General features: G+C 70.3%; 15 protein-coding genes. 10 read left to right on the top strand and 5 right to left on the bottom strand.

All coding sequences use genetic code 11. The annotated features are described in order from the left end of the window. Positions 1–47 precede the first annotated feature (47 nt). The gene (locus tag FGW37_RS34175; RefSeq protein ID WP_179082075.1) at positions 48–326 is read left to right on the top strand and encodes a Tn3 family transposase; all 279 of its coding nucleotides are present in this window, start codon (positions 48–50) and stop codon (positions 324–326) included. On the opposite strand, the gene FGW37_RS18615 is transcribed toward FGW37_RS34175, so the two are convergent. After that, positions 250–930, bottom strand: coding sequence for a TetR/AcrR family transcriptional regulator (locus FGW37_RS18615; protein WP_179082074.1), 681 nt, complete (start codon positions 928–930; stop codon positions 250–252). The two genes, FGW37_RS34175 and FGW37_RS18615, sit on opposite strands and share 77 nt — an antisense overlap. 146 nt (positions 931–1,076) lie before the next feature. Between FGW37_RS18615 and FGW37_RS18610 the strand changes: the two genes are divergently transcribed. After that, positions 1,077–1,661: an isochorismatase family protein gene (locus FGW37_RS18610; RefSeq protein WP_179082073.1), complete on the top strand. Its 585-nt coding sequence runs from the start codon at positions 1,077–1,079 to the stop codon at positions 1,659–1,661. A gap of 543 nt (positions 1,662–2,204) precedes the next feature. On the opposite strand, the gene FGW37_RS33875 is transcribed toward FGW37_RS18610, so the two are convergent. Further along, positions 2,205–3,041, bottom strand: coding sequence for a helix-turn-helix domain-containing protein (locus FGW37_RS33875; protein ID WP_179082072.1), 837 nt, complete (start codon positions 3,039–3,041; stop codon positions 2,205–2,207). Positions 3,042–3,168: 127 nt separating this feature from the next. On the opposite strand from FGW37_RS33875, the gene FGW37_RS18600 reads away from it, so the two are divergent. The 4 genes from FGW37_RS18600 (at position 3,169) to FGW37_RS18585 (ending at position 6,101) form a co-directional block, all read left to right on the top strand. Continuing rightward, the gene (locus FGW37_RS18600; RefSeq protein WP_179082071.1) at positions 3,169–4,233 is read left to right on the top strand and encodes an aldo/keto reductase; all 1,065 of its coding nucleotides are present in this window, start codon (positions 3,169–3,171) and stop codon (positions 4,231–4,233) included. Between the two features lie 371 nt (positions 4,234–4,604). Beyond that, positions 4,605–4,982: a helix-turn-helix domain-containing protein gene (locus FGW37_RS18595; RefSeq protein ID WP_058045683.1), complete on the top strand. Its 378-nt coding sequence runs from the start codon at positions 4,605–4,607 to the stop codon at positions 4,980–4,982. Positions 4,983–4,999: 17 nt separating this feature from the next. After that, positions 5,000–5,629 (top strand): hypothetical protein, encoded by a 630-nt coding sequence (locus FGW37_RS18590; RefSeq protein ID WP_179082070.1) that lies wholly within the window; start codon positions 5,000–5,002, stop codon positions 5,627–5,629. A gap of 124 nt (positions 5,630–5,753) precedes the next feature. Beyond that, the gene (locus tag FGW37_RS18585; RefSeq protein ID WP_179082069.1) at positions 5,754–6,101 is read left to right on the top strand and encodes a DUF2516 family protein; all 348 of its coding nucleotides are present in this window, start codon (positions 5,754–5,756) and stop codon (positions 6,099–6,101) included. Positions 6,102–6,123: 22 nt separating this feature from the next. On the opposite strand, the gene FGW37_RS18580 is transcribed toward FGW37_RS18585, so the two are convergent. After that, complete coding sequence (locus FGW37_RS18580) at positions 6,124–7,440, bottom strand: PP2C family protein-serine/threonine phosphatase (protein WP_179082068.1); 1,317 nt, start codon at positions 7,438–7,440, stop codon at positions 6,124–6,126. Positions 7,441–7,698: 258 nt separating this feature from the next. Next, positions 7,699–8,772, bottom strand: coding sequence for a C40 family peptidase (locus tag FGW37_RS18575; RefSeq protein WP_179082067.1), 1,074 nt, complete (start codon positions 8,770–8,772; stop codon positions 7,699–7,701). Between the two features lie 355 nt (positions 8,773–9,127). Here FGW37_RS18575 and pstS point away from each other — a divergent pair, with 355 nt between their 5' ends. From pstS to pstB, 4 genes are all read left to right on the top strand, one after another. Beyond that, positions 9,128–10,258, top strand: coding sequence for a phosphate ABC transporter substrate-binding protein PstS (gene pstS / locus FGW37_RS18570; protein ID WP_179082066.1), 1,131 nt, complete (start codon positions 9,128–9,130; stop codon positions 10,256–10,258). Between the two features lie 110 nt (positions 10,259–10,368). Continuing rightward, positions 10,369–11,352, top strand: a complete 984-nt coding sequence (pstC, locus tag FGW37_RS18565) for a phosphate ABC transporter permease subunit PstC (RefSeq protein WP_179082065.1) — start codon at positions 10,369–10,371, stop codon at positions 11,350–11,352. Beyond that, positions 11,349–12,434 (top strand): phosphate ABC transporter permease PstA, encoded by a 1,086-nt coding sequence (gene pstA / locus FGW37_RS18560; RefSeq protein ID WP_179082064.1) that lies wholly within the window; start codon positions 11,349–11,351, stop codon positions 12,432–12,434. Before pstC ends, pstA begins: the two co-directional genes overlap by 4 nt. A 31-nt stretch (positions 12,435–12,465) precedes the next feature. After that, entirely contained in the window at positions 12,466–13,245 is a 780-nt protein-coding gene (gene pstB, locus FGW37_RS18555; protein WP_179082063.1) for a phosphate ABC transporter ATP-binding protein PstB, read from the top strand. Positions 13,246–13,361: 116 nt separating this feature from the next. Here the strand turns inward: pstB and FGW37_RS18550 are convergent, their stop codons facing one another. After that, positions 13,362–14,360 carry an inorganic phosphate transporter gene (locus tag FGW37_RS18550; protein WP_179082062.1) on the bottom strand — a complete coding sequence of 333 codons (999 nt, stop codon included), beginning with the start codon at positions 14,358–14,360 and terminating at the stop codon, positions 13,362–13,364. Position 14,361: the final 1 nt, after the last annotated feature.

The following is a 14,361-nucleotide window of genomic DNA, read 5'->3' as shown; positions in this document are numbered from 1 at the left end:
GGTCACCTTCACTATCGTGCTTCGGCTCCCACCCCGCCTACGCGGCGATGCTGGAGGCCGGCCGCGCCCAGCAGACCATCTTGGGGGCCCGTTACCTGCGGCTGCGCGATCTTCCGCGGGAGATCGAGGAGGACCTGAACGTGAGGGGGCCCTCCAACGGCGCAGGCTCCGTAATCGCCTGCGGCAAGGGCGGGGAGATCGCCTCCGACCGGCGCGACGAGCAGGAGATGTTCGTCCTGTGCCTGCAGGTCATCGAGTCGACGGCGGGCGGAGGGCGCGGGCCAGGCGGTCGAGGGCGGCGCTGTTCACGGGGGCCGTGCCCGTGAGTGTGCCGGTCAGGGCGTCGGCGAGGATCGTCGCGGTGTCGATCCTGGTGTCCTCCCGCTCGTCGCCGGTGACCTTGTCGATCACCGCGTCACGTACGGAGTGGGAGATGTCCGCACCTCCGAACAGTTCGGGGAAGGACAGTGTCATCACGCACACGCCGACGTTCGCGGCCAGGATCGAATCGGCTGCCCGCTCGGGCGTCATGCGCAGGCGTCCCACGTCGCGGCAGCGTTGCAGGGCCGTCAGGAGCAGGGCCCGCACTTCCCTGATCGACCGCGGCCTCGTGTCACCGGTCGGCGTGAACATCAGCCGGTACAGGTGTGGGTTGCCCAGTGCGAAGGCGACGTGGCTGTCCCAGGCCGTGCGCAGGTCCGCCACCGGGTCGTCGGTGAGCGGGTTGCGCCGCTTGTTGGCCAGGAAGTGTTCGAAGCCGACCTCGGCCACCGCGGTGAGCAGCCCCTGTTTGTCGCCGAACTGGCGGTAGATCTCGGGCATGCCGACCTTGGCCCGCTCGCAGATGGCCCGGGTGGAGATCGCCAGCGCGTCCCTGGTGGTGAGCAGCTCCGCGGTGGCCTCCAGGATGCGCTCTCGTGCAGCTGTCATAGCCGCATGCTAACAGCTCAAGAAAGCGTTGCTTACGCGTCTGACCTGGGGATTTACGGACACCCAGGAAAGGGCTCGCGGATACCGCGTTATCATCGATTACGTCATCAGTTAGCGCTGCATACACCTGGAGATGGTTACTTCCCATGGCTACGACGACCCTGCGCGCACTCAACGGCTTCGACGAGACGCCCGCCGCCCTCGCCGATGCGACCCTCGTGATGATCGATTACCAGAACACCTACACGGCCGGTGTGATGGAGCTCGACGGCTGGAAGCCGGCGCTGGAATCCGCCGCCGCTCTGCTGGCAGCCGCTCGCCGAGCGGGCGCGACGGTCATCCACGTCCAGGAGGCGGGCTACGACATCGACTCCGAGGCCGGTCGGATCCACCCGAGCGTCAGCCCGGTCGAGGGCGAGGCCGTGGTCGTCAAGACCGCCCCTGACGCCTTCCATAAGACCGACCTGGGCGAGCTCGTCGACGCCGCCGGCAACGCGGCCATCGTCATCGCCGGATTCATGACGCACATGTGCGTCATGTTCACCGCGCAGGGCGCCTTCCTGCGCGGCAGCAAGCCCACCATCGTCGCGGACGCCTGCGCGACGCGCCCCCTTCAGACGATGCACCAGGCGGGCCGGACCTTGACCGCCCAGCAGATCCACGACAGCGCCCTCGCGACCGTCTCCGACCTGTACGGCGTCGTCGTCCCCTCCCACACCGACCTCCGGTAGACCGGAGGACCGGTTCGTCGCCGCGCACACCCAGCGGGAGGGCACGGCGACCCACCCCCGTATCCGTTTCTGCCACGCGGTCGCGGCGACCCCTCCCCGCTCACATACGAGCGGGACAAGGCGCAGCAATACCTGGGACAACCTCGCCCGCCCCGGCCGCATGCCCCACTACACAGCACTACGCGTCCTCCTGCTCCAGCACGCCGAACACCTCATCCGAGAAATCGAACCGGGCGCCGCAGTCCCGCGAGTCCAACATGCATGGCCAGGTTCCCAATAGCGTGGCCAGGGTGGTCCTGCCTCATCGCTTCTACACAAGGGCGCCGCTACCGAACCAGCCGCGGCGAACGCGAAAAAAGCTAAGAATCCTGCAACTCGAATGCGACAGGACACCGGGTCACACGGCCGATGTGCCTGGACACGTTAGTTGGAACCTGTGAGGGTCGGTGAGCTGCGGTTTCTGGTCCGTGGGACACGCTTGTTGGCACCAAGTGGTCACGCTTCTTGCAACCAACCGTGAGTTGTCAGTCTTCTTGGCACCAGTCACCGCGCGCACAGACGGTCCAGGGACGCGCGGCTCTCCTCGTCCGCAGCGCGGTAGACCAGCAGGCGCAGTTCCGGGTCCTGGAGCGGCAGCAGGACTTCGAAGTCGACGGTGATCGCACCGGCGACCGGATGCCGCAGCAACTTCCGGCCGCGTCCGTTGACGCCGACCTCCCGCTCTGACCACAAGCGGGCGAAGTCCTCGTCCTGCGTGGCGAACTCGGCGATGAGGCCGGACAGTTCCCGGTCCTCCGGGTGCGCGGCCCATGCCGCGCGCAGGTGGGCGATCCCGTCCCGCAGCACCTGCTCCCGGTCAGCGTAGAAGCCGCGCATCGGCGGGTGCAGCAGGCAGAGCCACATGGCATTGCGCCGCTCCGGCGGCACGGCGTCGAAGTCCGGTAGAAGCCGGGCCATTTCGGGGTTCCATGCCAGCAGGTCGTAGCGGTGGTCCATCAGTACGGCGGGCAGCGGCGAGAGGTCACCGACCAGGCGGGCCAGCGACGGCGCCGCCCCGGCGGACGGCCCACCGGTGGTGCCGGGGCGGCGGTGTCCGGCCAGGTCGAACAGGTAGTCACGTTCGCCCGGTTCCAGGCACAGGGCCCGGGCCAGCGCCGCCAGCACCTCCGCCGAGGGCCGCAGTCCACGGCCCTGCTCCAGCCGGACCACGTAGTCGGTGCTGACTCCGGCCAGTTCGGCGACCTCCTCTCGGCGCAGTCCGGGCGTCCGCCGGGCCCGCCGGTGCGCGGGCAGGCCCAGCCGCTCCGGGTCCAGCCGTTCGCGCCTGCTGCGCAGGAAGGCGGCCAGTTCCTCGGTGGTGTCCACGGTTCGTGTCGTCATGACCGGTCCAACCGCCAGGGTGGGACCGGCCTTCCCAGGAAGTTCCCTCCCTTATCCGGGGACGGCCGCCGCCGCAGACTCGGTCCCGGCAACGGAACGCGAGCACACGCGAGCACAGGAGGACCTGATGGCACTGGCATTGGACGACTACCGGCTGCTGGGCCGCTCGGGACTGCGGGTTTCACCGCTGGCCCTGGGCACCGCGACCTTCGGCACCGAATGGGGGTGGGGCGCCGAACGGGCCGAGGCCCGCAAGCTGTTCGACCGCTACGTCGGGCTCGGCGGCAACCTCCTCGACACCGCCGACACCTACACCGAGGGCAGCTCCGAGCGCCTGCTCGGCGAGTTCGCCCACGAGGAGCGCGAACGCCTGGTGCTGGCCACCAAGTACTCGACCCTGCGCCGCCCCGGCGACCCGAACTCCGGGGGCGGGCACCGCAAGGCGCTGTTCGGCTCGGTGGAGGGCAGCCTGCGGCGGTTGGGCACCGACTACCTCGACCTGCTGTACCTGCACGTCTGGGACTTCCGGACGCCGGTGGAGGAGGTGCTACGCGGCCTGGACGACCTGGTCCGGCAGGGCAAGGTGCTGTACGTGGCGATCTCCAACACCCCGGCCTGGCAGGTGTCCCGGATGCAGGCGATCGCCGACCTGCGTGGCTGGTCTCCGCTGGTCGCGCTGCAGGTCGAGTACAGCCTGATCGAACGCACCGCGGAGCGCGATCTGATCCCGATGGCCCTGGAGCTGGGCCTGGGCGTGGTCCCGTACTCGCCGCTCGGCGGCGGGGTGCTCAGCGGCAAGTACGACCGGGAGGACGTGGGCGCGACGGGCGCCGGCCCCGACGGGAGCACCCGTCGGAGCCACAACCTCGCCCTGGGCACCCTCACCGAACGAAGCCTCGGCGTGGCCGGAGTGGTCCGGGAGTTGGCCGGGGAGCTGGGGCACACCCCGGCCCAGGTGGCGCTGGCCTGGACGCTGCGGAAGCCGGGCGTGACGAGCACGCTGCTCGGCGCCCGCACCCCCGCCCAGTTGGAGGACAACCTGGGCGCCCTGGCGGTCGAGCTGACGGACGCCCAACTGGCCCGGCTCGACGCGGCGGGCGCGATCGACCTCGGCCAGCCGCACGAGCTGCTGGCGAGCGAGCCCATCCGCCGGGTGACCACCGGCGACCTGCGGATCGAGACCCGCCGCTGACGGCCGGCCGTCAGCGGCGGGAGCCGCGGTCTGGAACCGCGGTCGGTTCATCGTCCGGGCGAGCCACGTCCGGATCGCTACCGCCGTCGGACTCCGTCGAACATGTCCATCGGCCCCTCCGGCCCTCGCGTACCTGCTGCAAACGACCGTGACAGGAACGATGAGAACGCAGCCTACGGCGTGAGACCGCGTGAGAATCCGCCATCTGCCGTGCGACAGGACATCACGGCTCAACAGGCCGCTGTCACTCTGTCGCACCAGGTGACAGACAGCTCGGCTAGGTGACAACTATCTCGACCAATCACACCAGCCCGCTCAACTTTTGCAAGCAGTTGCTTGCAAAAGTTAGCAGCGTGGGGCAGCCTGGACACATGGCATCACTCAACGTCGGCAATCTCGGCGAGTATCTGCGCGAGCAGCGGCGCAATGCGCAGCTCACCTTGCGGCAGCTCGCCGATGCCGCCGGGGTGTCCAACCCGTATCTCAGCCAGATCGAGCGCGGCCTGCGCAAGCCGAGCGCCGAGATCCTGCAGCAGCTCGCCAAGGCGCTGCGGATCTCCGCCGAGACCTTGTACGTGCAGGCCGGGATCCTCGACGAGCGGGACCGGGACGAGGCGGAGGTCCGCAGTGTGATCCTCGCCGACCCCTCGATCAACGAGCAGCAGAAGCAGGTGCTGCTCCAGATCTACGAGTCCTTCCGCAAGGAGAACGGGCTCGCGACGGACGACGCCAGCAAACCTTCCAGCTGATCCGGGAGACCATCGCCATGGCCATCACCACGCAGGACATCCGCAACGCGGCGACCGACACGGCCTACGCCGCCGCGGGTGCCGCGGACCTCACCGCCGAGAAGCTCGGGCAGCTGCTTACCGAGGCGCCCGAGCGCTTCGAGCAGCTGAAGAAGACCGACCCGAAGGTGGTGCAGGAGCGGGTCGCGCGGCAGGCCAAGGAGGCCCAGGCCACGCTGACCGCGAAGTTCACCGAGATCGTCGGCTCGCTCGACAGCGACGTGAAGAACCTGGGGCAGACCGCGCAGGACCTGGCGCTCAAGGGCGTCGGGCAGGCCGTCGGGTACGCGGCGGCGGCCGGCGAGCAGTTCGAGAAGCTGGCCGAGCGCGGCCGCACGGCCGTGAAGCAGTGGCGCGGCGACGTCGCCGACGAGTTCCAGGACATCGCCGTGGCCATCGAGCCGGAGGCGGAGACGGCCGGTCCGGAGGCCGGGAAGCCTTCCGGCGACCAGGCCGCCGCCGAGGACAAGGCGGCCGGTGACAAGCCCGCCGGTGCCTCCGGCGACGCCGCCGCGGACGACGCCGGGGACAAGCCCGCCGCCGCCCGCAAGGCCCCGGCCAAGAAGACGGCCGCCGCGAAGAAGACCGACGCCAAGACCGGCGAGTAACCGGCTCACGGCAGCGGGCCGCGTACGGGCCGCGTACGGTCCGGGCACATTTCGCGTGCCCGGACCGTTCTCCGGGTACGGTGGCGGTCAGGACGGACCGAACGAGACGGGCAAGGTGAGCGACGTGCTTCTGCAAGCCTTCGGCGAAGTCATGTACTGGGTGTCGATCGGCCTGCTCGTGTTCAGCCTGTTCGCGTTCGTCAACGCCGCAGTGCACCGCGAGGACGCCTACCGCGCCGCGGACAAGCAGTCCAAGGCGTTCTGGCTGATCATCCTCGGCGTCGCCGTCGCCGTGAACCTGTTCATGGGGATCATGAGCTTCCTGCCGGTCCTCGGCCTGATCGCCACGATCGTCTACATCGTGGACGTCCGGCCGGCGCTCAAGCAGGCCTCGGGCGGCCGCGGCCCGCGCCGTCGCGGCGGCGGCTCCAGCTCGGACGGCCCCTACGGGCCGTACAACGGCCGCCGCTGACGCCACCCGCGCCCCGCGGCGCTCACGTCCGCAGCGGCGGTACGGCCGCCCGCCCCGCCGGCCAGTGGGGCCGGTCGCCCTCCGCAGGAGCCCGGCTACCCCGGTCGAGCAGCAGCACCGCGAGGTCGTCGGTCAGCTCCCCGCCGTTGAGGTCCTGCACCTCGGCGACCGCCGCGTCCAGGAGCTCCTCGCCGCGCAGCCCCTCCGCGAGCCGGCGGCCGATCAGCTCGACCATGCCCTCCTGGCCCAGGCGCCGCGTCCCGGCCCCGACCCTGCCCTCGATCAGGCCGTCGGTGTACATCAGCAGGCTCCACAGGCCGCCGAGTTCGACCTGGCGGCGCGGCCAGCGTGCGCGCCGGAGCAGGCCGAGCGCCGGGCCGCCGTCGTCCTGCGGCAGCAGGTGCGGGGCCGCGCCGGGGCGTACGAGCAGCGGGGCGGGGTGGCCGGCGAGGCTGAGGCCCGCCCGGCGCCCGTCGGCCGATATGTCGACGGCGCACAGCGTCGCGAAGGTCTCGTCGTCCGCGCGCTCGTGCTCCAGGACCTGCTGGAGGGTGGCGAGGAGTTCGTCGCCGCAGAGCCCGGCGAAGGTCAGCGCCCGCCAGGCGATGCGCAGTTCGACGCCGAGGGCGGCTTCGTCGGGGCCGTGGCCGCTGACGTCGCCGATCATCGCGTGGACGGTGCCGTCGGGCGTGCGGACCATGTCGTAGAAGTCGCCGCCGAGCAGGGCGCGGCTGCGGCCGGGCCGGTAGCGGGCGGCGAAGCGCAGGCCGGAGCCGGCGAGCAGCGGGGTGGGCAGCAGGCCGCGCTCGAGGCGGGCGTTCTCCTGGGCGCGCAGACGGGACTCGGTGAGCTGCCGCTGGGCGAGGTCGGCGCGCTTGCGCTCGACGGCGTAGCGGATGGCCCGGCTGAGGACGCGCCCGTCGAGCTCGTCACGGGAGAGGTAGTCCTGGGCGCCGACGCGTACGGCCTCGGCGGCCCGGTCGGTGTCGGCCTCGGCGGTCAGGGCGAGCACGGCGTGGTGCGGGGCGAGCTGCAGCACCCGGCGCAGGGTGTCCAGCTCGTCGGGGCGGCCGGGGCCGCCGGCGGTGCCCGCGGCCGCGCCGGCGTCCGCGAGGTCGAGGAGGATGCAGTTGACGTCGTCGGTGAGGAGCCGCTCGGCCTCGGTGAGGTTGCGGGCGGTGCGGATACGGACCGGCTTGCCCTCGGCCCCCGACATCTCGGTGATGTCCGGCATCGACAGCGGCCCGGCGGGGTCGCCTTCGATCACCAGGAGGGTCAGCCCGGCGTCGGGCGCCGGTGCGGCAGCCTGCTCCGGGGCCCTCGGCGCGGGTACGGACATGGTCACGGGTTTCCTTCCTCCTCCGGCGACCGCCGGAGGTGCCTCCGCCCCCTGAAGGCATGGCGCCCCGCCGCCCGGCGGGTGCCGAACGCGACCATAGCGGCAGGGCACTGCCCAACGGAATGGAGCGGAGCCACTCGCCGCTGTCATATGCCCCAGCCAGGGCGGCTTCCGGTGCGTGCGGGGGAGGAACCCGCGATGACATACATCACCCCGGCGGGGGCACTCCGCGCGACGCGCGTCACACGCGGGCGGGCGCTATCCCGGCCGTACGACCCCCAGCACCGGCATCGACCCCGCCCCCGCGACCGTCACCTGCCGGCCGGGCCGCGGCGCGTGCACGATCGCGCCGTCGCCCACGTACACCCCCACGTGACTCGCGTCGGCGAAGTAGATGATCAGGTCGCCCGGCCGCATGTCCTTGAGGCCGACCTTCGGCAGCTGCCGCCACTGGTCCTGCGAGGTGCGCGGGATCGCGCGGCCGGCGGCCGCCCACGCCTTGAGCGTCAGCCCGGAGCAGTCGTACGTGTCGGGGCCCTCGGCGCCCCACACGTAGTTCTTGCCGATCTGGGCCGAGGCGAACTCGACCGCACGCTTGCCCTCGCCCGTCGCCGCGCCCGAGCCCTTGAGGGCGACGCCCTTGACCGCGTCCGAGGCGAGCCACTTCTGCTGGGCCTGGCGCGCCCGCTCCTCCTCCAGCTGCCGCAGCCGTTCCTTCTCCTTCTCCTCCAGCTTCGACTCCAGCTCCTTGGCGGCCGCGAGCTTCGCCTCGATCTGCTTCTTCGCGCCCTCCTTCTTGCGGCGCTCGCCGTCGAGGGTCTTCCAGCGCTCGCCGGCGGCCTTGGCGTAGCCGTCGAGGGTCTTCTGGACCACGGCGACCTGGGTGATCAGCCCGCGCGTGGCGGCCTGCCCCTTGTGCGTGAGGGCCACGCCGTCGAAGAAGCTCTCGGGTGAGCCGGAGAGGAGGAGGCGGGCCTGGGGCGGCAGGGTGCCGTCGCGGTACTGGGCGCGGGCCAGGGAGCCGGCCTGGTTCTTGAGGCGGTTCATCCGCTCCTGGGCCTCGGCCGCGGACTTCGCGATCTCGGTGATCGACTTCTCCTGGCGGCGCTGGGCCTCGTCGGCCGCGTTGTAGGCGTCCGTGGCGGCCTCCGCCTGGCGGTAGAGGCCCTCGACTTCCTTGTGGACGTCCTCCAGGGTGCGCGGCGGCTTTGGCTGCGCATGGGCCGTGCCGGGCATGGTGACCACCACCCCGGCCACGGCCAGTACACATATCAATGCGGTCACCGAGATCACGCGCTTGCCTCCGCAGCCCTCGCCTCTGCCGCCCGCCATGCTCCCAGTGTTCGCCGTGCCCGCACTCCAGCCGTTCCGCCCCACAGGCCACCTCCGCGGCTACCGCCCCCACGTCTGACATACCGTCACGCGAGGAAGGGATGCTGCCATGACCTCCCGCAAACCGACAGAGATCTGCATCACACTCGCGAAGATCGGCGGAATGGGCCCGCGTCAAGATCCCACCGAGGGCCACCACCCTGACGGGTGAGGTTCACTCTCCGTTCACTCTGCTCCATCGACCGCTTCACCTGATCTGCCTAATTTCGCCGATAGAGGGTGCGGGCAGGACCGTCCGCACCGGTCACCTCTCGCACGCCGCCCCAGCGGCGGCTCCCGGAAGGAACACCCGAAAGTGAAGCTTCAGCGCAAGAACCGGCTCCGCGCCGTCGCTCTCGGCGCCATCGCCGTCTCCGGTGCCCTGGTCCTCACGGCGTGCGGCTCCGACGACAACAGCGGTGGTGGTTCCACCGGCGGCGGCTCCACCAAGGCCGCGGGCAACATCAAGTGCGAGGGCAAGGGCCAGCTCCTGGCCTCGGGCTCGTCCGCGCAGAAGAACGCCATGGACCTGTGGGTGAAGAACTTCACGGCGGCCTGCAAGGACATCCAGATCAACTACAAGCCCACCGGCTCGGGCGCGGGAATCCAGGAGTTCCTGCAGGGCAAGACCGCCTTCGCGGGCTCCGACTCGGCGCTCAAGCCGGAGGAGGTCACCAAGTCCAAGGAGGTCGTCAAGGGCGGCCAGGGCATCAACCTGCCCCTGCTCGGCGGCCCGATCGCGATCGGCTACAAGGTCCCCGGCGTGGACAACCTGGTCCTGGACGCCGACACCCTCGCCAAGATCTTCGACTCGAAGATCGAGAAGTGGAACGACGAGGCGATCAAGAAGCTCAACCCGGACGCCAAGCTCCCGGACCTCAAGATCCAGGCGTTCCACCGCTCCGACGAGTCGGGCACCACGGACAACTTCACCAAGTACCTCAAGGCCGCCGCCGACAAGTCGTGGCCGTACGAGGCCGGCAAGGCCTGGAAGGCCAAGGGCGGCCAGGCGGCCGACGGCTCCGCCGGCGTCTCCTCGCAGGTCAAGCAGACCGACGGGGCGATCTCCTACTTCGAGCTGTCCTACGCCACGGCCAACTCGATCAAGACGGTGAAGCTCAACACCGGCGCCTCCGCCCCCGTCGAGGCCACCTCCGACAACGCCTCCAAGGCCATCGCCGAGGCGAAGATCGCCGGCTCCGGCAAGGACCTCGCCCTCAAGCTCAACTACACCACCAAGGCCGAGGGCGCCTACCCGATCACCCTGGTCACCTACGAGATCGTCGGCGACAAGGGCAACAAGGCGGAGACCCTCCCCGCGGTCAAGTCCTTCCTGACCTACATCGCGAGCGCGGACGGCCAGTCGGTCCTGAAGGACATGGGCTACGCCCCGCTGCCCGCCGAGATCGCCACGAAGGTCCGCGAGACGGTCGCGAGCCTCTCCTGACCCGCGTGTGACCGGGTTCCGCCGCCGGAGCCCGGTCACACCATCCGGTGCACCGCCGCACCAGGGCCGCGTCCCCCCGCCGGGAGGCGGCCCGCAGACCGGAGAACCTCATGGACGACATAACCCCAGCCACCACAGCCGGCCCGCCACCGCCACCCGGCGAGCAGCGGCCGTCGGCCGCCACCCGCCCGGGCGACCGGATCTTCCTCGCCCTCTCCCGCGGCTCCGGCCTCCTGCTTCTGGTGATCATGGCCGCCATCGCGGTCTTCCTCACCGTCCGGGCCACCAACGCCCTCTCCCACAACGAAGGCAGCTTCTTCACCACCTTCGAGTGGAACGCCAACGCCACACCGCCGGTCTTCGGCATCGCGGTCCTGGCCTTCGGCACCATCGTCAGCTCGCTGATCGCGATGGTCATCGCGGTACCCGTCGCCATCGGCGTCGCGCTCTTCATCTCGCACTACGCCCCGCGCCGGCTCGCCGCCCCGCTCGCGTACGTGATCGACCTGCTCGCCGCCGTGCCGTCCATCGTCTACGGCCTGTGGGGCGCCCTCTTCCTGGTGCCGCACCTGGGCGGCCTCTACAGCTGGATGGACGACTACCTCGGCTGGACCGGCATCTTCGCCTACCACGACGGCGCCGCCCGCTCCCTGTTCACCATCGGCATCCTGCTGGCGATCATGATCCTGCCGATCGTCACCAGCGTCAGCCGCGAGGTCTTCCTGCAGGCCCCGAAGATGCACGAGGAGGCCGCGCTCGCGCTCGGCGCCACCCGCTGGGAAGTCATCCGGATGGCCGTCCTCCCCTTCGGCCGCTCCGGAGTCATCAGCGCCTCGATGCTGGGCCTCGGCCGCGCCCTCGGCGAGACGATGGCCGTCGCGACCGTCCTCTCCCCCAGCTTCATCATCGGCACGAGCCTGCTGGACCCGGGCGGCGGCACGTTCGCGCAGAACATCGCGAGCAGCTTCAAGGAGTCCGGTGAGATCGGCAAGGACGCCCTGATCGCCTCCGGCCTCGTCCTCTTCGTCCTGACCCTGCTGGTCAACGGCGCGGCCCGGATGATCATCGCGCGTCGCAAGGAGTACTCGGAATGAGCGACGTGACCATCGACCAGCCGCTGGTCGCCGAGGGCGCCCCGCAGCCGCGCCCCGTCTCCCTGCACCAGCCGCGCCTGCCGCGCTGGACCCCGGCCGCCGTCGCCGCCGGCGCGATCGCCGCGGGCTGCGGCATCGGCCTGGGCGCCGCGCTGAGCAGCCGGATCCAGTGGGGCCTGATAGCCGGCGGCCTCTTCGTCATCGTGATGTACGCGCTCGCGACCCGCGTCGAGGGCCGCCGGCAGGCCAAGGACCGCCTCGCCACCAGCCTCATCTGGGTCTGCTTCCTGCTGGCCGTCGTACCGCTGGTCTCGCTGGTCCGGGAGACCGTCGCCCGCGGCGCGAAGGTCCTCGACGGGAACTTCCTCACCCACTCCATGGGCGGGGTGCTGACCATCCAGCCCGGCGGCGGCGTCTACCACGCGATCATCGGCACCCTGGAGCAGGTCGGCATCGCCACGGCCGTCGCGGCCCCCGTCGGCCTGCTGACGGCGATCTACCTGGTCGAGTACGGCCGGGGCCGGCTGGCCAAGGCGGTGACGTTCTTCGTGGACGTCATGACGGGCATCCCGTCGATCGTCGCGGGCCTGTTCATCCTGAGCTTCTGGATCCTCATGCTCGACTTCGGCTACTCCGGCTTCGCCGGGGCCATGGCCCTGGCGATCCTGATGATGCCGGTCGTGGTCCGCTCGACCGAGGAGATGCTCAAGCTCGTCCCCAACGAGCTGCGCGAGGCCTCGCTGGCCCTGGGCGTGCCCAAGTGGCGCACGATCCTCAAGGTCGTGCTGCCCACGGCGATCGGCGGCATCGCCACCGGCGTCACGCTGGCCATCGCCCGCATCGCCGGTGAATCCGCCCCGATCGTCCTCCTGGTCTTCGGCTCCCAGGTGATCAACAACAACCCCTTCGAAGGCGCCCAGTCCTCCCTGCCGTACTACATCTACGAGCAGTGGGCGGCCGGCAACGACGCCAGCTACGACCGCGCCTGGGCGGCGGCGCTCGTCCTCATCGCCTTCGTCATGATCCTCAACCTGGTGGCCCGCGGCATCGCCCGCTGGAAGGCACCCAAGACCGGCCGCTGACGCGGTTTCCCCGAAAGAAGTAGTGATCCCCATGGCCAAGCGAATCGACGTCAGCGGCCTCTCCGCGTACTACGGCGCCCACAAGGCCATCGACGACATCTCGATGACCGTCGAGCCCCGTTCCGTGACCGCCTTCATCGGCCCGTCCGGCTGCGGCAAGTCCACCTTCCTGCGCACCCTGAACCGCATGCACGAGGTCACCCCCGGCGGCCGCGTCGAGGGCAAGGTGATGCTGGACGACGAGAACCTCTACGGCGCCGGCGTCGACCCGGTCTCCGTGCGCCGCACGGTCGGCATGGTCTTCCAGCGGCCGAACCCCTTCCCGACCATGTCGATCTACGAGAACGTGGCCGCGGGCATCCGGCTCAACGGCGGGCGCATCCGCAAGTCCGAGCTGGACGGCGTGGTCGAGAAGTCCCTCCGGGGTGCGAACCTCTGGAAGGAGGTCAAGGACCGGCTGAACAAGCCGGGAGCGGGCCTCTCCGGCGGTCAGCAGCAGCGGCTGTGCATAGCCCGGGCGATAGCGGTCGAACCGCAGGTCCTGCTGATGGACGAGCCCTGCTCGGCGCTCGACCCGATCTCGACGCTCGCGATCGAGGATCTGATCGGGGAGCTGAAGGAGCGCTTCACGATCGTGATCGTCACCCACAACATGCAGCAGGCCGCGCGCGTCTCGGACCGCACCGCGTTCTTCAACCTGGCGGGCGTCGGCCAGCCGGGCAAGCTGGTCGAGATCGACGAGACGGCGAGGATCTTCTCGAACCCGTCGGTCCAGGCGACGGAGGACTACATCTCGGGCCGGTTCGGCTAGGCCGCCGCCCCCCTGAGCCGCCTTACGGCGCTGCATGGCGGTGCCGCCGCAAGGCGAAGGGCCCGCCCCCTGTTCGTACCAGGGGGCGGGCCCGTCCGTGTTCGTACGCCCGGCGGCTAGCCGAAGGCCAGGTTGACCACCCAGTAGCTGAGCGCAGCGACGGCGGCCGCGGCCGGCATCGTGATGAACCAGCCCAGGATGATGTTCTTGGCGACGCCCCAGCGGACCGCGTTCACCCGCTTGGTCGCACCGACGCCCATGATCGCCGAGGTGATCACATGCGTGGTGGAGATCGGCGCGTGGAACATGAAGGCGGTCGTGAACATGACCGACGCACCGGTGGTCTCGGCCGCGAAGCCCTGCGGCGGGTCCAGCTCGATGATCTTGCGGCCGAGCGTCCGCATGATCCGCCAGCCGCCCGCGTAGGTGCCGAGCGAGAGCATGATCGCGCAGGAGAGCTTGACCCAGACCGGGATGGCGTCGCCCTTGGCCTGCACATCGCCGATGACCAGGGCCATCATCACGATACCCATGGTCTTCTGGGCGTCCTGCAGACCGTGGCCGAGCGCCATGCCGGCGGCCGAGACCGTCTGGGCGATCCGGAAGCCGCGCTTGGCCTTGTGCGGATTGGCCCGGCGGAACATCCACATGATCGCGACCATCACCAGATAGCCGAGGATCAGGCCGACGAAGGGCGAGATGAACATCGGGATGACGATCTTCTCGACGACGCCCGACCAGATGACGCCGGTGCCGCCCGCGAGCGCCGCGCCCACCATGCCGCCGAAGAGGGCGTGCGAGGAGGACGAGGGCAGGCCGAAGTACCAGGTGATCAGGTTCCAGGCGATCGCGCCGATCAGGGCCGCGAAGAGGATGCCCATCCCCTTGTCACCGACCGGCGACTCGATCAGGCCCTCGCTGACCGTCTTGGCCACCCCGCTGCCCAGGAAGGCACCGGCGAGGTTCATCACGGCCGCCATCGCAAGGGCCGCGCGCGGGGTCAGCGCCCGCGTGGAGACCGAGGTCGCGATGGCGTTCGCGGAGTCGTGAAAGCCGTTGGTATAGGTGAAGCCGAGCGCGACCCCGATGGTCACGACGAGAGCGAAGGTGTCCACC

Source organism: Streptomyces rectiverticillatus (genome assembly GCF_013394065.1).
GTDB lineage: Bacteria > Actinomycetota > Actinomycetes > Streptomycetales > Streptomycetaceae > Streptomyces > Streptomyces rectiverticillatus.
This window is presented reverse-complemented; position numbering and strand designations above follow the sequence as displayed.

What these genes read in the sequence shown, in the direction of transcription:
- pstB (WP_179082063.1), top strand. Translation starts at nt 12,466, where the DNA reads ATGGCCAAGCGAATCGACGTCAGCGGCCTCTCCGCGTACTACGGCGCC.
- FGW37_RS18575 (WP_179082067.1), bottom strand. Translation starts at nt 8,772, where the DNA reads ATGGCGGGCGGCAGAGGCGAGGGCTGCGGAGGCAAGCGCGTGATCTCG.
- pstC (WP_179082065.1), top strand. Translation starts at nt 10,369, where the DNA reads ATGGACGACATAACCCCAGCCACCACAGCCGGCCCGCCACCGCCACCC.
- FGW37_RS18610 (WP_179082073.1), top strand. Translation starts at nt 1,077, where the DNA reads ATGGCTACGACGACCCTGCGCGCACTCAACGGCTTCGACGAGACGCCC.
- FGW37_RS18615 (WP_179082074.1), bottom strand. Translation starts at nt 930, where the DNA reads ATGACAGCTGCACGAGAGCGCATCCTGGAGGCCACCGCGGAGCTGCTC.
- FGW37_RS34175 (WP_179082075.1), top strand. Translation starts at nt 48, where the DNA reads ATGCTGGAGGCCGGCCGCGCCCAGCAGACCATCTTGGGGGCCCGTTAC.
- FGW37_RS18590 (WP_179082070.1), top strand. Translation starts at nt 5,000, where the DNA reads ATGGCCATCACCACGCAGGACATCCGCAACGCGGCGACCGACACGGCC.
- FGW37_RS33875 (WP_179082072.1), bottom strand. Translation starts at nt 3,041, where the DNA reads ATGACGACACGAACCGTGGACACCACCGAGGAACTGGCCGCCTTCCTG.
- FGW37_RS18595 (WP_058045683.1), top strand. Translation starts at nt 4,605, where the DNA reads ATGGCATCACTCAACGTCGGCAATCTCGGCGAGTATCTGCGCGAGCAG.
- FGW37_RS18600 (WP_179082071.1), top strand. Translation starts at nt 3,169, where the DNA reads ATGGCACTGGCATTGGACGACTACCGGCTGCTGGGCCGCTCGGGACTG.
- pstA (WP_179082064.1), top strand. Translation starts at nt 11,349, where the DNA reads ATGAGCGACGTGACCATCGACCAGCCGCTGGTCGCCGAGGGCGCCCCG.
- FGW37_RS18580 (WP_179082068.1), bottom strand. Translation starts at nt 7,440, where the DNA reads ATGTCCGTACCCGCGCCGAGGGCCCCGGAGCAGGCTGCCGCACCGGCG.